The organism is Desulfobacula phenolica (assembly GCF_900105645.1).
Lineage (GTDB): Bacteria > Desulfobacterota > Desulfobacteria > Desulfobacterales > Desulfobacteraceae > Desulfobacula > Desulfobacula toluolica.
In genome coordinates this window covers 98,651-118,446 of sequence record NZ_FNLL01000013.1, presented here as the reverse complement: position 1 = coordinate 118,446, position 19,796 = coordinate 98,651, and the positions used below count along the sequence as shown (strand labels likewise).

At 42.9% G+C, this 19,796-nt stretch carries 18 protein-coding genes; 13 read left to right on the top strand and 5 right to left on the bottom strand.

From position 1 onward, the window contains the following. Positions 1 to 89 precede the first annotated feature (89 nt). Together BLT94_RS18610 and gabT are read right to left on the bottom strand one after the other, a co-directional pair. A complete protein-coding gene (locus BLT94_RS18610; protein ID WP_092237472.1) occupies positions 90 to 1,853 on the bottom strand; it encodes an aldehyde ferredoxin oxidoreductase family protein in 1,764 nt (587 codons plus the stop codon). Positions 1,854 to 1,960: 107 nt separating this feature from the next. Further along, entirely contained in the window at positions 1,961 to 3,268 is a 1,308-nt protein-coding gene (gene gabT / locus BLT94_RS18605) for a 4-aminobutyrate--2-oxoglutarate transaminase (protein WP_014955657.1), read from the bottom strand. 753 nt (positions 3,269 to 4,021) lie between these two features. On the opposite strand from gabT, the gene BLT94_RS18600 reads away from it, so the two are divergent. The 12 genes from BLT94_RS18600 to BLT94_RS18545 all read left to right on the top strand — a co-directional run bounded on the left by BLT94_RS18600 (position 4,022) and on the right by BLT94_RS18545 (position 16,651). Further along, the gene (locus BLT94_RS18600; RefSeq protein ID WP_092237469.1) at positions 4,022 to 5,077 is read left to right on the top strand and encodes a TRAP transporter substrate-binding protein; all 1,056 of its coding nucleotides are present in this window, start codon (positions 4,022 to 4,024) and stop codon (positions 5,075 to 5,077) included. 57 nt (positions 5,078 to 5,134) lie between these two features. Further along, entirely contained in the window at positions 5,135 to 5,659 is a 525-nt protein-coding gene (locus BLT94_RS18595; RefSeq protein ID WP_245743181.1) for a TRAP transporter small permease subunit, read from the top strand. Beyond that, on the top strand, positions 5,656 to 6,978 hold the full coding sequence (locus BLT94_RS18590) for a TRAP transporter large permease (protein WP_092237463.1): 1,323 nt from the start codon (positions 5,656 to 5,658) through the stop codon (positions 6,976 to 6,978). The genes BLT94_RS18595 and BLT94_RS18590 overlap by 4 nt, the downstream gene beginning before the upstream one ends. Before the next feature lie 74 nt (positions 6,979 to 7,052). Beyond that, positions 7,053 to 7,325: a MoaD/ThiS family protein gene (locus BLT94_RS18585; protein ID WP_014955653.1), complete on the top strand. Its 273-nt coding sequence runs from the start codon at positions 7,053 to 7,055 to the stop codon at positions 7,323 to 7,325. A 182-nt stretch (positions 7,326 to 7,507) separates the two neighbouring features. Continuing rightward, positions 7,508 to 8,485: a CoA transferase subunit A gene (locus BLT94_RS18580; protein WP_092237460.1), complete on the top strand. Its 978-nt coding sequence runs from the start codon at positions 7,508 to 7,510 to the stop codon at positions 8,483 to 8,485. 48 nt (positions 8,486 to 8,533) lie between these two features. Then, positions 8,534 to 9,295, top strand: a complete 762-nt coding sequence (locus tag BLT94_RS18575; RefSeq protein ID WP_092237457.1) for a CoA-transferase subunit beta — start codon at positions 8,534 to 8,536, stop codon at positions 9,293 to 9,295. A 388-nt stretch (positions 9,296 to 9,683) separates the two neighbouring features. After that, positions 9,684 to 10,874 (top strand): multidrug effflux MFS transporter, encoded by a 1,191-nt coding sequence (locus tag BLT94_RS18570; RefSeq protein ID WP_175530410.1) that lies wholly within the window; start codon positions 9,684 to 9,686, stop codon positions 10,872 to 10,874. 49 nt (positions 10,875 to 10,923) lie between these two features. Beyond that, positions 10,924 to 11,352 (top strand): MarR family winged helix-turn-helix transcriptional regulator, encoded by a 429-nt coding sequence (locus BLT94_RS18565; RefSeq protein ID WP_092237452.1) that lies wholly within the window; start codon positions 10,924 to 10,926, stop codon positions 11,350 to 11,352. Positions 11,353 to 11,460: 108 nt separating this feature from the next. After that, positions 11,461 to 12,705 (top strand): TetR/AcrR family transcriptional regulator, encoded by a 1,245-nt coding sequence (locus BLT94_RS18560; protein ID WP_092237448.1) that lies wholly within the window; start codon positions 11,461 to 11,463, stop codon positions 12,703 to 12,705. Positions 12,706 to 13,082: 377 nt separating this feature from the next. After that, positions 13,083 to 13,364 (top strand): hypothetical protein, encoded by a 282-nt coding sequence (locus BLT94_RS18555; protein ID WP_014955644.1) that lies wholly within the window; start codon positions 13,083 to 13,085, stop codon positions 13,362 to 13,364. Positions 13,365 to 13,382: 18 nt separating this feature from the next. Further along, the gene (locus BLT94_RS18550) at positions 13,383 to 16,205 is read left to right on the top strand and encodes a sensor histidine kinase (RefSeq protein ID WP_092237446.1); all 2,823 of its coding nucleotides are present in this window, start codon (positions 13,383 to 13,385) and stop codon (positions 16,203 to 16,205) included. A gap of 71 nt (positions 16,206 to 16,276) precedes the next feature. After that, on the top strand, positions 16,277 to 16,651 hold the full coding sequence (locus tag BLT94_RS18545) for a response regulator transcription factor (RefSeq protein ID WP_014955642.1): 375 nt from the start codon (positions 16,277 to 16,279) through the stop codon (positions 16,649 to 16,651). A 93-nt stretch (positions 16,652 to 16,744) separates the two neighbouring features. Here the strand turns inward: BLT94_RS18545 and dksA are convergent, their stop codons facing one another. Further along, positions 16,745 to 17,107 carry an RNA polymerase-binding protein DksA gene (dksA, locus tag BLT94_RS18540; RefSeq protein ID WP_322787305.1) on the bottom strand — a complete coding sequence of 121 codons (363 nt, stop codon included), beginning with the start codon at positions 17,105 to 17,107 and terminating at the stop codon, positions 16,745 to 16,747. A gap of 277 nt (positions 17,108 to 17,384) precedes the next feature. Between dksA and BLT94_RS18535 the strand changes: the two genes are divergently transcribed. Then, complete coding sequence (locus tag BLT94_RS18535; RefSeq protein ID WP_092237441.1) at positions 17,385 to 17,579, top strand: hypothetical protein; 195 nt, start codon at positions 17,385 to 17,387, stop codon at positions 17,577 to 17,579. 109 nt (positions 17,580 to 17,688) lie between these two features. On the opposite strand, the gene BLT94_RS18530 is transcribed toward BLT94_RS18535, so the two are convergent. Continuing rightward, entirely contained in the window at positions 17,689 to 19,098 is a 1,410-nt protein-coding gene (locus BLT94_RS18530) for a sigma-54 interaction domain-containing protein (RefSeq protein ID WP_092237438.1), read from the bottom strand. Between the two features lie 175 nt (positions 19,099 to 19,273). Further along, the gene (locus tag BLT94_RS18525; RefSeq protein ID WP_092237435.1) at positions 19,274 to 19,519 is read right to left on the bottom strand and encodes a hypothetical protein; all 246 of its coding nucleotides are present in this window, start codon (positions 19,517 to 19,519) and stop codon (positions 19,274 to 19,276) included. Between the last annotated feature and the right edge of the window lie 277 nt (positions 19,520 to 19,796).

The window sequence follows — 19,796 nt, the reverse complement described above, 5'->3', positions numbered from 1 at the left end:
GAAACACAAATCAATCAGCAACAAAAGCTCACTGATCAGCAGTCCACCACATCAAACCATCAAACGTATCAGAAGAATTGAAAACCCGCTTATAGACTGGGTTTTTCTTGGGGAACACCATTCTTGTCCCATCCTCTTAATCTATAATAATCTTGTATCATACTGCTCAATTCGTCTTCTGAAATACCTTGTTTGCCGTTCAGTTTTTCTTTGAAAAGCCGTTTGGGAAGAAAGTCATCCTCAATGGTCAGCCCTTCCCTGATATTGAATTTACGGGTTTCATCCGTGACCCTGGAAGCAAGAGCGCGCAGCTCATCTTTTGAAAACTCAACGCCCGTGGTCATGAAAAAAAGTTTGGACAACTCTTCCCAAGGATAAAAATCCCTGTAAAACCGGCACAGGATAAAGGTATCAAACAAAGTACACCTGTCTTCAAAATCCAAAAACAGTTCAGCCTTGTCTTCAATCTGGTCAGGATCAATCATGCCGGACAATTCAGCTTTGTAAAAGGTGCTTCTTAAATGGCAGGCACCTCTTGGGCTGACGGAATAGGCAAGAGCCATACCCTTTAAAACCCTTGGGTCATACCCGGCCGGTTCAAGGCCCTTGACATGAACTATTTCATCGGCCATATCCATTTCCGCACCGGCAGATTTGATTCCTTCGGCAAGCAGACCGCCCAGGCCTTCGCGCTTGGCTGTCTTAAAAAGGATGTCGGCCACTGCATCGGCATCGCCATAGGCATAATCTTCGTTGATCTTGCCCCTTTGGGAGGCTTCTATGGTCAATGCGGCAAGGTTGCCGGCACTCATGGTGTCCATGCCCAACCGGTCACAAATATCGTTTAGCCACACAATATCTTCAATACTGTCTACCATGCACAGTCCGCCAAAGGTGTAAATGGTCTCATACTCGGGGCCTTCCAGATGCAATCCCTTGTGTTTGCCCTCATTTACGGTCACATACTTTCCACAGCCCATGAAACACTTTCTGCAGGACCGGGGTTTGGCATTTAATTTTTCCTTCATGCTCTGGGCATTGATTTTTTCCCAATGTTCACAGGTGCCTTTGGACCAGTATTTTGTGGGGAACGCACCTGCATTGTTCAGCCCTGCCACCATTACCGGCGTGCCCAGATTCCGGTAAGTCTCTGTGGCCGGATGGTTTTTCAATTCCTTGAGCATGTTTTTGGAATATTGCCGGATTTGATCAGGATCATGAAATTCTCGCTTTTGGGTTCCATGAAAAACAAGGCCTTTTATCTTTTTAGACCCCAGAACGGCTCCCATACCTGTTCTTCCTGCAGACCGCCAATAATCGTTTTCCACAACGGCAAACCGGACAAGATTCTCTCCTGCAGGGCCGATCACCATGGCACCGGAACCTTTTTGCCCGCAGCGTTCTTTTAACAGGTCTTCTGTTTCATATGTGTCTTTTCCCCAGAGATCTTCGGCATCATGGAATAAAACAGCCTTGTCACAAATTTCAATCCACAAGGGCTTAGAAGAAGCGCCTTTGAGAAGGATAAAATCATATCCTGTCTGACTGATGGATTCGGCCACTTTTCCGCCGGAATAGGATTCTCCATAAAAACCGGTTAACGGGGATTTTGAAAAAATGCCATATCTGCAGCTTCCGTATAACAGGCTGTCGGTTACAGGCCCCAACCCGATAATAAAATGATTGTCCGGCGACAAGGGGTCAACCCCCGGGGGATTGTGGTTTAACAGCAGGTGCGTGGCAAGTCCCTTGCCGCCCATATACAGTTTTAACATCTGATCATCAATTTTTTGAACCTCTGTCGTCTGGTCTGTAACATTAATGATGATGAGACGGTTGAAAAATCCTTTCATATGGAATTCCTAACCCGGCTAAAAACCGGTGTTTCACAATTGGGTCATATCCCGGTCCGGCCTTTGTCGTTTATTTGAGGCAAAGGCCGGCAAGCAAGATTAAAAAATTATTTGGTCAGTTCTCTGAGGCTCTCTTCCATGATGGACAGGCCTTTATCCAATTGTTCATCTGTGATGACAAAAGGCATAAGTGTTCGGATGACATTGCCGAAATTACCGCATGACAAGAGAACAAGTCCTTTTTCATAACAAAGCTGGGTCAGTTTTTTAGCTTCTGCTGCCGCAGGTTCCCTGGTTTGTCTGTCTTTGACAAGCTCAAGAGCCAGCATGGGACCTTTTCCCCTGACATCGCCGATGATTTCAAAGGAATTCTGGAGTTCTGAAAAACGTTGAAACAAAATTTCGCCAAGTTCTTTGGATCTTTCAAGCAGTTTGTCCTCAAAAAGAATGTCCAGGACAGCCAGTGCAGCTTTACAGGACAATGGGTTCCCGCTGTATGTTCCGCCAAGTCCGCCTGGATGGGGGGCGTCCATCAATTCTTGTCTGCCGGTAATGGCACTCAGGGGCATACCGCCTGCAAGACTCTTGGCCTGGGTGATGATATCCGGCTCAATTCCCCAATGTTCAATGGCAAGAAATTTGCCAGTCCTGCCGGCTCCTGACTGTACCTCATCAATAATCAGAAGAATTCCATGTTTTTTACAAATTTCAGCCAGTTTAGGAAAATATTCCGGCGGAGGTGTGACAAATCCGCCTTCTCCCTGAATCGGCTCGGCTATGATGGCGGCAACTGAATCAGGATCAACATAGGTGATAAAATAAGATTCAAGATACTCAGCACACGCGATATTGCAATCAGGATACTTGCATCCTAACGGGCAACGGTAACAATAAGGATATGGGATGCGGTAAATTTCAGGGGCAAAAGGTCCGAAACCGTATTTGTAGGGCATAATCTTGCTGGTCAGTGACATTGTCAGCAAAGTTCTGCCATGGAACCCGTTTTCAAAGGCAATGACAGCCGGTCGCTTGGTTGCATATCGCGCCACTTTGACGGCATTTTCAACAGCTTCCGCACCACTGTTGCCAAACATGGTTTTTTTGGCAAAATCCCCGGGTGCCAAATCATTGAGCCTCGCTGCCAGTTCAATATAGGAATCATACATGCCCACATGAAAACAGGTGTGAATAAATTGATCCGCCTGATCCTTGATGGCTTTTACAACTTTTGGATGGGAATGTCCCACATTATTGACACCGATACCGCCGGCAAAATCAATAAACTCTTTTCCGTCCACATCGGTCATGACCGCACCCGAGGCTTTTTGGATAACCGCTTGGGTGATGTGGGCCGGTCCCTGGGCTACATGTTCCTGACGCATTTTTCGAAAGTATTCTGATTTAGTGGAAGTCATCTTGTTTTCTCCGCTTATTTATATTAATGGTCTGTGTATTGGCGACAGATCGGTTAGAAGGAAGATCCAGTAAAATTGCCGGCTTCTTCATGAACAAATCCGGGGTTCGTTCCAATTAAAATCAATTTAGCAAATCTCATGCCACAACTTAATATTTTATGCCAAGATCACCATAAAAGCCCTGTATTCAAAGGAAATATCTTTATTTTAACCTCATATTCCAAACCAGACACAAATACAAAACACACAAAAAACTATGCACAGGCGCATAATAATGCATTTGTGCATAAATCGCATGAATTTTACAACCAAACACAGACGAACAGGCGAATAAGCCATTGAAAGGCTATATTATAGCCTCGAAAAAACATAAAATATTATGCTAATATGCATAATATCATTAAATCTCAGCTAAATATTGGGATCTCCTCATGGTCAACAGGCAGGCTTTTTCCTTTTATATAAGGGCAATCAGGAAAGTTCATTCCTGGCACACCATTTGCATTCATCTATGGTCAATAGCCTATATTTTACAAACGTGTATCATATGGCGGCAAATTGACGATAATGAATTTAATTTAAAAAGATCAAATTCATAACAAACCATGAGGTATTTCACTCATCACGGAGCGTATTTGTTTGATCGGGGAGGAAAAAACATAATATTATTTTCATTGACATGACGGGGTTGCAGATTAAAAATAAATTTAAACAACACAATTTAAACAACACAACTTTAACAGGGAGAAAGCAATGTCAATAAACAAGAAAACTTTATCATTAAGCATTATAATGGTATTCATTTTTTCAATGGTGATGGTAACCGGATTTGAAAAATCTTTTGTAAAAACAGCTCACGCAGCAAAGACCTATCGGTTTACAATGCAGAACATGTTCTCTCTGAATCATCCCATAACCGCTGCGATTAACCAGATGGCAAAAGACGTGAAAAAAAAGAGCAACGGCCAGATTGCCGTTCAGGTTCTGCCATCGGGTGCCCTGGTAAAAGGCCCCAGTATTTTTGAATCCGTAAGCCTTGGATCAATTGACATGGGAACCACATGCAGCGCCTATCACAGCGGTATCCTGCCCATGGCAGCCACAGCTTTTGCACTCCCCGGAGATCCAAGAGGACTCCAGGAAATCATGGATTTCATTTATCAGGATGAAATCCTGACCTTTTTCAGAAACGCCTATGCCACTCAAAACGTATTTTACGGTGCCCCCCTTGTCATGGACGGATATACCATTGTCTCCAAAAAACCCATCAACACATGGGCAGACCTGAAAAAGATGAAGGTCAGAGCATCGGGGTCCATTGCGAAAACCTTACAGAAAATGGGTATTCCCACGGTTTTTATCCCGTTCTCCGAAATCTATGTCGCCCTTTCCAGAGGCACCATTGATGCTGAAATCAGTGGAAATCATGCTGAAAGCTTCCTTGCAAAAACCTATGAAGTGGCAAAATACCAGACTGTTCCCTATATCTCCGGTGCCCAGAACTGTGAAGTAATTATCAACCAGGACAGATGGAATGAACTTCCGGAAAATCTCAAAGTGATCTTTGAAAAAGCTCTTAAAGATTGTTCCACTCAGGTTGGTGTGTTGTTCAACGCAGAGAACAAAGCGGTCATGAACAAAATGACGGCCCAGGGAGCCCAGTTCATACAGCTTCCCGACGAGGTCATGAGCAGATGGACAAAAACAGCCGTCAAGATGTGGGATGAAGAATTCACAAAAGACAAATTGTCTGCCGAATATATCGCTCTTGTAAAAAAAGATCTGAAAGCTTTGGGATACGACCTGTAGACAACCCTATTATCTTCCTTCCGGATATCTTGATCCAAGAATATCCGGAAGGTGTAAATGTTAGGATTTAAAATGCAACTCATTGAAAAAATGATTAATTTTATTGAAAAAACAAACAAGAATATTGGAAAGGCAGCCTGCTATCTGATTTTTGTATTCATGTTCCTGATGGTATACGAAGTCATTGCCAGGTATTTTTTTCAAAGCCCTACCATCTGGGTCCACGAAATGTGCGGATATATTTTTGCCGCCTATATTGCCATGACCGGTGGCTGGGTACTCCTTGAAAAAGGTCATGTTTCCGTGGATATCATTTACCAGCTTTTTCCCAGAAAAGTAAAATTAACGGCTGATATCATAGTCTCCATTGTTGCCCTGTTCATGTTCATCATTTTGTTCTGGCAGGGGTATAAATTTGCCTGGCATGCTTTTTCAACAAACCAGCATTCCCATACCCTTTTTGGTCCGCCTTTATGGCCTGTAAAGATTTTGCTTCCCATCGGCTCCCTGGTGTTTATTCTTCAGATACTGGCGGATTTCGGTAAAACGATTCTGAAAGCCAAACAAAGGAGGGTAAAATGAATCCCGCTCTAATCGTTCTATTCATGTTTCTGGCCGTTGTCATTCTTTTTGTACTGCGGACACCGGTTGCCTTTACCCTTGGAACTGTGGGCATTGTCTCCCTGTACCTGATCAATGGTCCTCGATTTCTGCAGATGCTGCCCCCGTCCATTATTGAAAGCATGACCAGTATTATTCTGCTGGCCATTCCCCTGTTCATTTTTATCGGCTGCATACTTGAGAAGTCGGGCATTGCCGATGAAATATTTGAAATGATCTATAAATGGCTGGGGCCCATACCGGGCGGACTGGCAATTGGAACCGTATTTATCTGCGTAGTTTTTGCCGCCATGGTGGGAATTGTGGGCGCTGCAACGGTTACCATGGGGCTGATTGCCCTGCCTGCCATGCTGAAAAGAAATTACAAACCCTCCCTTGCCATTGGCTGTATCTCCGGTGGCGGTGCCCTGGGTTTTTTAATTCCTCCCAGTGTGACCATGATCGTGTATGCCTCCCTATCCAATCTTTCCATCGGAAAAATGTTTTTGGCCGGCATTATCCCCGGACTGTTGCTGGCATCCCTTTTTATCTCCTATATCCTGATCAGAAGCCTTGTCAACCCAGAACTTGCCCCGCCTATTCCCGTTGAAGAACGGGCCACATGGAAAGAAAAATGGATGTCTGTGAAAAATCTGGCCATGCCGTTTATTCTGATATTTTCCATCATGGGAACCATTTTTTCAGGACTTGCAACCCCCACAGAAGCTGCTGCTGTTGGCGCGGTTGTTGCCATGGTCATTGTCAGCTTAAGATCAAAATCCTTTAAGGATACAATCGGGGTTGTGTCCAATGCTGCTGAAAAGGCAGCCTTTCTGACCAGCATGGTGCTGTGGATTATTATAGGATGTCTTGCTTTTTCAGCCGTGGTCAATACTCTTGGACTTCCCATGCTGTTAAAGGATCTGATTGACTCTATCGGGCTGAACCGGTGGTCTGTCCTCATTGCCATGCAGATCAGTTTCTTTTTGCTGGGAATGGTCATGGATGATCTTCCCATTATTATGATCACGGTTCCCATTTACGTTCCGCTGATCACCCTTCTCGGGTTTAACCCCCTGTGGTTTGGTATCCTTTTTATCGTAAATATGCAGATGGCATATTTGACACCGCCTTTTGGATTTGTCCTGTTTTATATGAAAGGGGTTGTGCCGCCAAATATTTCAATGGGAGATATTTATAAATCCGTATGGCCTTTTATCGGGCTGCAGACCCTGTGTTTGATTATTATCATGGTGTTTCCCGAAGTAGTCCTGTGGCTGCCTTCCCTTGTTGGTATGTAGCCGGGGTTTATAATCTTGTACAGTGAGATTGATTTTTGCCCGTTTGGGGGCGCAAGAAAAAGAAAGGAAACATTTTGGGGGCAAGTATCTTCATCCCGATAACCCATCGGATCTATACAAACGGGCAAAAACAGATCCAAACAGATTCAAGCACCTTGAAAAAAGCGATCATGGCCCTTTATGCTGCCTGTCCGGATATAAAGGGTCATATCCTGGATAAAAACGGCAAGCTTCATGAAGGTATGCAAATAACGGTGAATTCTGAAATTGTTTTTCCATGGGACCCTGAAAAGCAAATAAACAATGGTGATCAGATTTTAATTTCATCTATTATCACAGGCGGTTGATCCTGGCGTTGCACCCACTTTAATAACTGCCACGGGCAGACCTGATATTTCACCTTGGTTTGCCCACAACAAAGATTGAAAGTCTCTGTGTGAATTTTTCAAAACTTTCATATAAATAAAAAGCAAGTCACTGGTATGATGAAAATATAAAAGGAACAATACTTCAACTGCGAGGTGTGTGAATGGAAGTAAACAGCAATAAAATTACAAATTTAAAAGATGCAGTCACAAAATATGTAACACCCGGATGCCATCTGTCCATTGGCGGGTTTACCATCAACAGGAATCCCATGGCAGCCGTTTATGAAATCATCCGGCAGAATATCAGGGATATTCACCTTTACGCCCATTCCAACGGGCAGGGGATGGATGAACTTGTGGGCGCAGGTTGCGTATCCTGCCTTGAAATAGCTTATGGCGGAACCGGCAAATTCATGTCAACCTGTATCAGGTTCAAAAAAGCCGCTCAGGAAAAAACGATAAAAATCGAAGATTACTCCAACTATCAGATGACCCTTCGATTCCTTGCCGGATCAATGGGAATCCCATTTCTTCCGACCCGGTCTTCCCTTGGAACGGATATCATCAACAAATGGGGATTTTCCAAAGAATTCCGGCAGGACAACCAAAAAATACCGAACCAGAAACTGGTTGAGTTTGAAAACCCCTTTGACAACTGGTGCGACACGGAACGTGTGGTATTGGTTCCCGCCATCAACCCGGATGTTACCATTATTCATGTGCAGCAGGCAGACTACCGGGGAAATTGCAAAATCGACGGGTTGACCTTTGCCGACATTGAACAGGCAAAAGCGGCAAAAGTGCTGATCATCACCTGTGAGGATCTGCTGGATGACGACTATTTGAAAAACAATCCCGACAGAAACCAGATTCCGTTTATCCATGCTGATGCCGTCATACACATCCCCTTTGGTGCCTATCCCACAGCCTGTTTTGGTCATTACGACTATGACCCTGTGTATCTGAAGAACTATACCCGGGTTGCCAAGAATGATGATCTTTATAAGGGATATATAGAAGAGACAATATTCAAGAATGGCACACACAGGGACCTGCTGGACAGCGTTGGCAGAGAACGACTTGAAAATATTCTGGCCGATAAAAACAGGGGCTATGCAAAAAAACTGGATCGAAGATAACTGGATCTAAGATAACTGGATCTAAGATAAAAGAACGGAGAAATATCCATGGAATATACGTTAAAAGAGATGATGACCATTATTGCAGCCCGGGAAATCAGAAATGATGACATTGTTTTTTGCGGCACCGGCATTTCAATGCTGGCGGCCATGGCGGCTAAAAACATCAATGCACCCAAGAGTGTTATTTTTTTTGAAACAGGAGCCATTGATTCTAAGCTGGAAGATCTTCCCCTTGCCGTGGCAGACCCGAGAATCATGTACCAATCCTCATGCAATGCAGGACTGTTAGAAGCCTTTGCCACAATGCAGAACAAGATTACCGGAAAGCATGTCGTGGGAATTCTGGGTGCTGCCCAGATTGACATTTACGGAAATTTGAATTCCACTGTAATCGGTGAGTATGAAGGGCCGGATGTACGGTTTTCCGGCAGCGGAGGTGCATGTGACGTGGGCTCTTTTGTGCCAAGGAGCATTATCTTCATGACCCAGGAAAAGCGAAAATTTAAAATCAAGATAGACTACCTGACGACTCCCGGCTATCTGGACGGGCCGGATGGCCGGAAAAAAGCAGGTCTTCCCGAAGGAGGCCCGGACAAAGTGATCACTGACATGGGCGTGATGGGCTTTGATGACCAAACCAAAAAAATGTATCTGAAAGGCTATTATCCCGGTATCACACCGGAAAAAATTCTGGAAAACATGGAGTTTGAAATAGATACGTCTCGGGCCGAAGAAGTTTTACCCCCCACCCCGGAAGAGTTGAAACTTTTAAGGGAAAAATGCGATCCCCAGCGCCTGATCTTGTAGTCAGAGCTTTTAAATGAAAGAACTTTTAACCTTCTGAAATTAAATATCTTTCATCCTGCCAAACCATGTATTAATTTTTTGTTTTTCATCTGTTTTTTCATATAACTGCCACGGGCAGACCTGGTCTTTCATCCTGGTTTGCCCACAACAAAAAATAAAAGTCGCTGTTTGGATTTTTTAAGACTTTCATAAAAAAGGCCATGGCAGAGCAAGCTGACATGGCCTTTTATGCTATTATCCCTCTGTTTCAAAAACCTGACGGTCTTTCCTAAAAAGCCTTTCAATTTTCTTAAAAAAATATTGATTTTATATGATCCGCATATTAAGTTGCAAAGACAATTGTTGCTTATGCAACTATTTTGCCAAACAAAAAAAGGGGGAAATCATCATGGAATCTCGAACCAATTTGTCAGCAGCTTTGCACATTCCGTTTTTAATTCCGCTGCTGGCAGTGCTGTCTGCCTTCCCCCCCCTGTCTACGGATATGTATCTGCCGGCCATGCCTTATCTTGGAAAATTGTGGGGAGTGGAACTAAAAATCATAAGTTTGACCCTGATCGGATTTTTTTTGGGTTATAGCCCTGCCCTGCTGGTGTATGGGCCGCTTTCCGATCGGTTTGGCAGGAAGGCACCCCTTCTGGCAGGACTGTCTTTGTTCATACTGGCAAGTCTTTTATGTTCGATTGCAGGATCGCCTCAAACCCTTATCTATGCCAGAATACTTCAAGGAATCGGAGCTGCCGCCCCTTCGGTTTTAGGACTTTCAATTACCAAAGATCACTATACAGGCCCGGAACGATATAAAATTCTGGCCCTGATCAGTATTATCGTTGGGCTGGCACCCATGCTCGGGCCGACACTGGGATCCTGGGCACTGCTGTTCGGCAGCTGGCATATTATTTTTATTCTCCAGGCAGCAATTGCATTCATCGCCTTTGCAGGTGTTCTCAGAATACCTGAAACCAACCCGGCCCCAAGGCATATCCCTTTAATGAAAATGGCCGTGCCTTATCTTGCCCTGTTCGGAAATTTACGATTTTTAAGCCTTTCTTTTTTATTTAGTGCGTCCATGAGTCCCCTGTTTGCCTTTATTGGTGCCTCGGCCGATATTTACATCACCGGGTTCAGCCTGTCGGAACAGGTATTTGGATTGTTTTTCGGCATGAATGCATTTTCCATAATGACAGGTTCGTTTATCTGCATGAACCTGTCTGCAAAATTCAGCGATATAACGCTTATCCGGCTTGGGTTCGGCGGCATACTGACCGGCGGCCTTCTGATCATGACGATACCCCATTCACAGGTGTTGTTTTTTACCTTTCCCATGTGCTTTATTTCTTTTTGTTTCGGTTTTACCCGCCCTGTGTGCATTAATCTGATCCTGGAAACAGTAAACCGGGATATCGGATCTGCCTCTTCATTAATGATGTTTTCCAATTTTATTTTCGGTGCAGCTGCCATGTGGATTATTTCTCTGGGCGGAGAGTGGAAAATAACAATGATCGGATTCATGGCTGTCTTATCCGGACTGGCAACTTTTTTTGTTTTCTGGTTTCTGTTAAAGGGTGTTAAAAAATGAACGCGAAAGTCAAGGAGAAATTACTCAATCAAAAAAACAAGGACATAAGATGGCAGAAAAAAAATTACTGGGTTACATGCTGGGAAAGCTTCATCGTCTCCATCTGGCTGCGGTAAAAGAAAAGATAAAACCCCTGGATATACAACCGGGGCATCTTCCTTTTATAGCAACCCTTCTGGATCATGAAACACCAATGATTCAGGATGATATTGGGTCCCATGTGTTTATTGACAAAAGTGTGGCGGCCAGGGGGATAGATTCTCTGGAAAAAAAAGGTTTCCTGAATCGATCCATTAACCCTGAAAACCGCCGACAAAAACTGGTTGAGCTGACGAACATGTCAAGGAATATAAAACAAAAATTATTTGACTCGCTTAACAAAGCCAGTGAAGAGCTTTTGAGTGCATTAAGCCCCGAAGAACAGGACCGGCTGATGGATCTGCTGGATAGAATGCTCCATGGGGCACTAAAGAGATAAAGTCGCTTTTTGGATTTTCGAAAACTTTCATATAAATTTTTTATAGAAAATCCGTTTTTTAGACAAAGCTTAAAATTTAGATACAGCGTAAAACATATTAAGGTGAACATGAAAATAAAAAAAAAGGGGATGACTGCCAGCCCTCGAAAACAAATTTTAAAGGCAGTCCAGAAGATCATTTCTCAAAAAAACCTTGAAGATTCCAGCATATCTGAAATCGCAGGCAGGGCCGGGGTAACGGATTCCATTATTTATCATTATTTCAAAAACAAAGAAGATTTATTGTTTTATGCGCTGGCAGACAAATTAACGGATGTTGAGAAAGATCTAAGGTTTCACCTGGAGGGAGTATTGGACCCTGTTTCAAGATTGAGCAAGATGATATGGCATCATCTTTACGTCACTGACCTGAATCCTGATGATTCACGGACTTTAAAAAACCTTCTGATTGAATGCCGCTCCAATAAAAATTTTTATACACATGAAGGATACAATACCCTCAGGGAATATACCAGATTCATGGGCCAGACCATTCAGCAGGGGGTTGATGAAAATGTATTCCGTCCGGATATCAACGTGAACCTCATCTTGAATTTGATTCTCGGATTGCTGGATGAAGAATCCTTAAGTTGCCTGGCTTCCGGAGAAATTAAAACCACAATGCCGGATTTCAAAGGTATAATGGATTTAGTGTTTGCCATTATTTCCAGCGAGTCAGTCACATCAATAAACAATGATGACAATAATAAAAAGAAAAGAATACTCAAGGCAGCAGTGCAGGTATTTGCTCAAAAAGGATACAATGCAGCGACAATGAATGAAATTGCAAATATTGCCAATGTGAGCGAGGGAACTATTTACAACTATTTTAAGAACAAAGAAGACCTGCTGTTTTCCATCCCCAAAAAACGGCTCCGACGTTTGAAAAAAAGCGGAGAGGAAATGTTTGATATTCAACACCCCATCAAAAAATTGCGACGGTTCATTCGACTGCTGTTCACGATCTTTATGGAGGACAGAGATTTTACAAAGGTGTTCCTGCTGGAAATCAAACTAAACAAAAAATTTTACAACTCTATTCTCTATAAGGATTATATTGATTATGTGTCGATTTTAGAAAGTATATTAAAGGAGGGTCAGAAACAAGGTATTTTCAGATATTCCGTCGATCCCCGATTGTTCAGGAACATGTTTATCGGTGCCTTCACCCATCTTGCCATAAAATGGACTATACTTAAAAAAGAAGAACCCATTGATATGCTGAAGGAAATTGAAAAAGTGGTTGAGATGCTATGCAGATCCGTTGTAGCGGATAATTCAATCATAACTAAATTAAATTCGATATACAAATAAAATGAAAGGTCAGGCTTGTTTTTGCTTCTAAATTCAACCTTCAGACTTAAGCTTTAGTGGACAAGGTAATGGCACTGCTGTACCCGATGCTCCATGGCGCATTCAAATTATGAAATGGCAATCAGATTACAGTTGTTTTTATTGCCTTCCCACGCATCTGCTGATATCCATACCCAGCAAAAAGAAAACAACACTGAATAACGGCCATGGCCGATCAGCCTGCCACAGCAAAGAATGAAAGAGGTTTGATTTCAGCAAGTTAAAAATTCTTTCATATAAATCCCTTGATTTATTTTTGTCGTTCATTGTATTCAATGAGAAAGCATAAAAAAAATTATTGATACAAAACCGGGCTTATCGCATATAAGGATGACGCCATGCTGGACAGCAGATCCATAAAAGAACGGTATATAGGGCTTTTCTTATTCGCGTGTTTTCTGTTTTGCTATCCTGTTTTGACTATCTTCAACCTGCCGATTCGCCTGTTTGGAATCCCTTTGTTTTTTTTGTATATTTTCACGGCCTGGTCAGCATTGATTTTTTTTATCATTTTTTTTGGAAAAATCCCCGAGACCTTTCACCTGACAAAACCGGATACGCCGGCAAACAATTCAAACCATCAGGCTGATGCCAAAATTAACGATATGAAGCCTGATTAATGGAAACACAGGGCCATTATGTTAGAACAAAAAATCATTGTTTTTGTCTCTTTCGGATATATGGGACTCTTGTTTGCCATTGCCTTCTGGGGAGACAAACGGGCTGAAGCAGGCAAAAGCATTATCAGCAATCCCTATATTTACGCATTGTCCCTGGCTGTCTACTGCACGGCCTGGACCTTTTACGGGAGCGTGGGGGCGGCGGGCAGATCAGGAGCCACTGGATTTTTAAATATTTACCTGGGCCCCACTTTCATGATGATCCTGGGGTGGCCCGTCCTGAGAAAAATTATCTGCATCAGCAAGATCAACCGGATCACCTCCATTGCCGATTTCATTGCCTCACGATACGGTAAAAGCGCCACCATTGCAGGAGCTGTAACGATCATAGCCGTTCTCGGCATTGTGCCGTACATGTCCGTTCAGATTAAAGCCATCTCAACCTCGTTTCAATTGATCAGCCAATACCCGGATGTTTACATGGCGCAAAGCGAGGTCAACCTTTTCGCCACAAGAGACACGGCTTTTTTTGTGGCCATTTTGCTGGCCTTGTTTGCCGTAATTTTCGGAACCCGCCACCTGGATGCCACAGAGCGCCATGAAGGACTGGTGGCAGCCATTGCCTTTGAATCCATTATAAAGCTGCTGGCCGTCATCTGCGTGGGACTTTTTATCACCTATGGACTGTATTCCGGATTCAAAGACCTGTTTGAACAGGCAAGCCTTGTTCCCGGTATACGTCAGCTCTTTGTCATGCAGATCAATTCAGACACCTTTACAGGATGGTATAATGCGCTTTTTCTGGCCATGATGGCCGTCTTTTTGCTGCCCCGTCAGTTCCAGGTAATTGTGGTGGAGAATGTGGATGAAAACCATTTGAAAAAAGCGGTCTGGCTTTTCCCTTTGTATCTTCTGGCCATTAATATTTTTGTTATCCCCATTGCCTTTGGCGGGATGATCTATTTTTTTGAACAATGCGGGCTTGACCCGGCCTGCAAACAGTCATTTTCCCAACCCTTTGGAGGAATTTTAAAATTTGCCGGCGGCAGCGTGGATGCCGACTATTTTGCCCTGACCCTGCTGATGGCTCAAAAGCAGCAGGCCCTGGCCTTGTTTGCTTTTATCGGCGGGATGTCCGCGGCCACGGGAATGGTCATCGTGGAAACCATTGCCCTGTCCACAATGGTCTGCAATGACCTGGTCATGCCGGTACTGCTGCGCCTGTCCTGTTTAAGGCTGGACCAGAAAGCCGATCTCAGCCGTCTGCTCCTGATTATCAGACGAATCAGCATACTGCTCATCGTGATTTTGGGATATCTTTATTTTCATTATGTGGTTCAATATTATTCCCTTGTCTCCATTGGAATGATCTCCTTTGCAGCCGTGGCCCAGTTCAGTCCGGCCGTGATCGGCGGAATTTTCTGGAAAGGCGCAACCCGTAGGGGAGCGCTCTTTGGATTGCTGGCCGGATTTTTTGTCTGGATGTACACCCTGGTGCTGCCCTCACTTGCCCAGGCCGGGTTTTTGTCCCAGGATTTCCTGGTCCACGGGCCATTGGGACTTAAACTTTTAACCCCCAGGCATCTGTTCGGCCTGGATGCCGATCAATTGGGATTTAACCAGTATACCCATGCCGTATTCTGGAGTATGTCAGCAAACCTGTTATTGTTTACCGGCGTATCTTTGTTTTCCAGGCAAACGGCAATGGAGCGAAAACAGGCCACCTTGTTTGTGGATGTGTTCAAGTATTCCGTGGAATCGGAAAAATCTTCCTTCTGGCGGGCCACGGCATCGGTTATGGATTTGAGAACCCTGCTGGAACGATTTTTAGGAAAACAAAGAACCCGGGATGCCCTGACACTCTATGCCAGAAAAAACAATATCAACCTGGACCGGGAACTGATTGCCGATGCAGGCCTTGTCAGTCATGCTGAAAAACTGCTGGCAGGAGCCATAGGATCGGCATCAGCCCTTGTCATGGTAAAATCAGTTGTGGAAGAGGAACCCCTGGGCATGAATGAAATCATGCATATTCTGGACGAGACTCAGCAGATGATTATTTACAGCCGAAAACTTGAAAAGGCCACCAAAAATCTTGAGGCAGCCAATGAGCGGCTAAAAGAGCTGGACCGGCTGAAAAACGAATTTATCTCCACAGTCACCCATGAACTTAGAACCCCTTTAACCTCTATACGGTCATTGGCTGAAATTGTACATCACACCCCTGACCTGGATGCTCAAAAACATCATCTGTTTGTCGGTATCATCATCAAGGAAAGTGAACGGTTGACCCGGCTGATTAATAATGTTCTTGATTTTCAAAAAATTGAATCCGGCCGGATTCAGTGGCAGATGGCACAGGTTGATTTTAAATATGTCATTGAAGACTCTGTTGTTTCAACCGGCCAGTTAATCAAAGAAAAAAATATTGATTTGACCCTTGACCTGCCTGAAAAACCTTTTTTTGTATCCGGTGATAAAGACCGGTTGATACAGGTCATGGTAAACCTGATATCCAATGCCGTCAAATTCTGCGATATCAACAATGGCAAAATCAAGATCGGGATGAAAAAGGAAACCAAACAAACCGGGGAAAATAAAACCCGGTATTTAAAGATCTTTGTCCAAGATAACGGCATTGGTATCGGCAAAGACGACCAGGAGATTATTTTTCATGAATTTCGCCAGGTGGTTTCCGGTTCAAGGGGAAGGCCTGCCGGAACCGGCATTGGATTGACGATTTCCAGACATATTATTGATGCCCATAAAGGAAGGATATGGGTGGACAGCAAACCTGACAAAGGGGCAACTTTCTTTTTCACTCTGCCTCTGGTAGAATAAATATCGCAAACAAATACTTCATTAAACCGCCCATCTCAACCTAATCTTGATTGCAAGATAAAGGGGACAACATGAAAAAAAAAATATTGATTGTTGATGATGAACCAAATATTGTCGTGCCTTTAGAATTTTTAATGACCCGGAACAACTATGATGTTCAAACCGCAGATACCGGGGAAAAAGCGCTGGGCCTGATATTGAGCTGGAAACCGGATCTTATTTTACTGGATATTATGCTGCCCGGAATGGACGGGTATGAAGTATGCCAGAAAATCCGTCAGGAAAAACAATTCAGCAATACCCGGATTATTTTTTTATCTGCCATGGCCCGTTCCATTGATATTGCCAAAGGCATGGGACTTTCAGCTGATGATTACATCACCAAGCCATTTGCCAATGACTATGTGGTAAGCAAGATTAAAAATCTGTTGGCAGACAAAGATTAAAAGGGGTGGTATCATTTGCGATCTTTTGCCATGATGCCTCTTTGGCACAAATCAAATCCCGGATGGCAGGCCAGAAAATAAAAACAAATACGGTTACTGCATGATCAGTTCCTGTTTTTCTTCCTCTTCTTTACAGTGAATACACTTTGTAGTAACAGGTCTTGCTTCAAGTCTTTTTATTGAAATGTCTTCACCACAGGATTCACAAATACCATAAGAATTGTTTTCAACCCTGTCCAATGCAGCCCGGATTTTTTTTATCAACTGGCTTTCCCTTGATCTGATTCTTAATTTCAAAGTCTGATCTGTATCAACACAGGCCCTGTCAATGTATCCTATTTCCTGAATGCTTTGGGATACAAGTTCCGACATTGTATGTCCGGCATGGTTTATAAGTTCATCAAGCCGCAGAGTCAAAACGGTTTTGAAATATTTAATTTGATCTTTTTCCATCATTGCCTCCTTTAGTTTAAAATTTTTCTCCGGATCAATTTTGTGACGTGTTTTTAAATTTTATTAGCAAAAAACATGCCTGCAAACTTATTCTAAATATTCTATGAACAAAATCATTTGATTTCATTGAAAAAAATCTCAAAACAATATTTTGATGCTTCATAATTGACAATAGTTAGCGTTGTCTCTGGTATGGAAAATGCAAACATTTAATGATTTAGAGATGATTGGTGAACCAGGTTAAATCCTTTTTGAAAAAAAACATCCGTGAGGAAGCATTATGGGAAAATACAATTCAGATGAAATGAATGTAAATCAAGAAAAAAAGCAAAAGATTCGAAAATTCAAGGATCATCAAGATGAAGCCTACAGCAATGAGGAAAAAAAAGAATTTTATAAAAGAAAAAAGAAACTGGGCAAGAAAAAAAGAAAAACAAAACAAGATTATGATTTACCAATCAGCTCCACTCGATAAAAAGCTTGAGTCAATAGTATGTATAAGGACTTACAGACCGTTATGATACAATTCTAAAACCAGACATTTGATGTCGGGAGATGATGATTACAAAACTCATGACCAGACATCAAATGTCCTTTTTTCGTTTAAATTTATTTTTATTCAACCCATGACGGTTTAAAAGCCTGTTAAGCTGTCGCGCAGTGATTCCGGCTTTTTGTGCTGCAAGACCAATGCGTCCCCCGGTCTGTTCTAACAAAGCGGTCAGGTAGGAGTGTTCAAACAAGTTAATGGCATGCTGCCTTGCCTGAGCAAGAGAGGTTCCGGCATCGTTGCCGGCACTTTCACAATCAAACCCGGGCATGGTTTCCCTGGGGAAATTTTGAGGCGTCATGACAGATGAATCTTCAAGGATATAGGCCCGCTCCAGAATATTTTCAAGCTCGCGAATATTGCCGGGCCAATCGTATTTTTTAAACCCTTCAAGCACCAAATAATGAAATCCGTCAATTTTTTTACCATATTTAACATTCAGGTTTTCAAGAAAAATTTCAGTCAAATAAGGCAGGTCTTCAAGCCTTTCCCTGAGCGGCGGAATTTTAATGGGAAAAATGTTAAGACGGTAATAAAGATCTTTTCTGAATTCACCTGTTTTTACCTGCCGGGCAAGGTCTGAATTTGTAGCCGCTATAATGCGGACATCTGATTTCAGCATAGACTCACCTCCGATCCGGCTGAATATGCCGTTTTGAAGAACCTGGAGCAGTTTGATTTGAGCAGAAGGTGTAATGGTTCCTATTTCATCCAGAAAGATGGTTCCGCCCTTGGCCATTTCAAATTTTCCGGGCTTTCTTCGATCAGCCCCGGTAAAGGCCCCTTTTTCATGCCCGAAAAGTTCACTTTCGATCAAAGTATCGGGTATGGCACCGCAATGAACTTCAATAAAAGGCTTTTCTGAGCGCTGGCTGTGCCAGTGGATCAGCCGGGCCATCATTCCCTTTCCAGTGCCGGTATCACCCAATAACAGCACTGTTGCAATCGTTGGGGCCACAGAACGAATATTTCCATAGATTTCTTTCATATTAAAATTCTTGGAACGAATAATCTCAAGCCATTCTGTTTTCCAGAAGTGATCCCGAAGGTAGTCTAATTCAAAGTCTCTGGAAAGAGTCCTGATAACCGACGGCAACAGCAATTGAATGTCCCGTTTCTGAACAGGATACATAAGATAGCCCGCCGCCCCTTCTTTTACGGCTTTAAGTGCTTTTTGAAGATTGTTTTTAGGGCATAGTATAACAAATTGCACAAAAGGGCTTGCCTTGACAAAAGGATGTGTTGAAAAGCTGAAATCTTCTGTGTCTCCTTCTTTTTCAAACAGAGCAATATCCGCCATGATCATATCAAACGGGGCTTTGCTGTGCATTGCCTGTGCTGCGGCAAGATCAACTGCATGCTTTACGTTGCTGGTTTCTGGCAGGGCGCTTGCAATAAGGGAAAAATCATCTGACCGGCTGGTTAAGACCAGAATATCTTTCATGCTGATTCCAAAAAAAATAAACTTTTAACAAAACCTGTTGACCGGTATCGGAAACAGTGTAAGAATTTGACAGTTTCATTATCAGCAACAATAATCGTTGTCAATAAAAACAAAAATTGACAGGCAAGAATGCAGTATCAGGCAATTTGATCTCAACCATTTAATAGTGTGGTTTTTAAATATTTTGATGAATCTCGAAATGTTCCACCCGCATCTTTTTTACGGTATTGATGATGCTTATTTCACCGCTGACAGTAACGGTTTTCCTGATATGATTCATCAAGCTTCGACAACAGGCGTTGTCTGCAACCATGACTGTATCTTCATCAAATGTTACAATTGCAATTTTGAGAGCCTTGCCTTCCGTGTTCCAGTCAACAGGTATGATGATACCGTTTATTGATGTTTGATGTTTGTCCATGCTTCTTATGTTTACAATTAATATGCCAGAAGGAACAAGCAAATGAATAAAACAAAAGGGGCAGGCTGATTATAAAAAAACCAACCCCACAAAACTTCCATCACCAGCAGATATTGGCATTTTTGTTGCTGTTAGCAAACCTGGAATAAGGATGTTGAATAGTTATGATTGCCTGATTGAATTAAAGGAGGATCAATCAGGTTATAGCGATTTTGATAAAAAACGATTCTTGCGATCTCTTGCATCACAAAACAAGACATTTCAGGTCTGGTTGTCA

Excerpts from the sequence above, each read along its gene's own strand:
- BLT94_RS18565 (WP_092237452.1), top strand. The coding sequence starts at position 10,924 with ATGGCAGAAAAAAAATTACTGGGTTACATGCTGGGAAAGCTTCATCGT.
- BLT94_RS18555 (WP_014955644.1), top strand. The coding sequence starts at position 13,083 with ATGCTGGACAGCAGATCCATAAAAGAACGGTATATAGGGCTTTTCTTA.
- BLT94_RS18590 (WP_092237463.1), top strand. The coding sequence starts at position 5,656 with ATGAATCCCGCTCTAATCGTTCTATTCATGTTTCTGGCCGTTGTCATT.
- BLT94_RS18530 (WP_092237438.1), bottom strand. The coding sequence starts at position 19,098 with ATGAAAGATATTCTGGTCTTAACCAGCCGGTCAGATGATTTTTCCCTT.
- BLT94_RS18525 (WP_092237435.1), bottom strand. The coding sequence starts at position 19,519 with ATGGACAAACATCAAACATCAATAAACGGTATCATCATACCTGTTGAC.
- BLT94_RS18550 (WP_092237446.1), top strand. The coding sequence starts at position 13,383 with ATGTTAGAACAAAAAATCATTGTTTTTGTCTCTTTCGGATATATGGGA.
- BLT94_RS18600 (WP_092237469.1), top strand. The coding sequence starts at position 4,022 with ATGTCAATAAACAAGAAAACTTTATCATTAAGCATTATAATGGTATTC.
- dksA (WP_322787305.1), bottom strand. The coding sequence starts at position 17,107 with ATGATGGAAAAAGATCAAATTAAATATTTCAAAACCGTTTTGACTCTG.
- BLT94_RS18545 (WP_014955642.1), top strand. The coding sequence starts at position 16,277 with ATGAAAAAAAAAATATTGATTGTTGATGATGAACCAAATATTGTCGTG.
- gabT (WP_014955657.1), bottom strand. The coding sequence starts at position 3,268 with ATGACTTCCACTAAATCAGAATACTTTCGAAAAATGCGTCAGGAACAT.
- BLT94_RS18570 (WP_175530410.1), top strand. The coding sequence starts at position 9,684 with ATGGAATCTCGAACCAATTTGTCAGCAGCTTTGCACATTCCGTTTTTA.
- BLT94_RS18560 (WP_092237448.1), top strand. The coding sequence starts at position 11,461 with ATGAAAATAAAAAAAAAGGGGATGACTGCCAGCCCTCGAAAACAAATT.
- BLT94_RS18595 (WP_245743181.1), top strand. The coding sequence starts at position 5,135 with ATGTTAGGATTTAAAATGCAACTCATTGAAAAAATGATTAATTTTATT.
- BLT94_RS18575 (WP_092237457.1), top strand. The coding sequence starts at position 8,534 with ATGGAATATACGTTAAAAGAGATGATGACCATTATTGCAGCCCGGGAA.
- BLT94_RS18580 (WP_092237460.1), top strand. The coding sequence starts at position 7,508 with ATGGAAGTAAACAGCAATAAAATTACAAATTTAAAAGATGCAGTCACA.
- BLT94_RS18535 (WP_092237441.1), top strand. The coding sequence starts at position 17,385 with ATGGGAAAATACAATTCAGATGAAATGAATGTAAATCAAGAAAAAAAG.
- BLT94_RS18610 (WP_092237472.1), bottom strand. The coding sequence starts at position 1,853 with ATGAAAGGATTTTTCAACCGTCTCATCATCATTAATGTTACAGACCAG.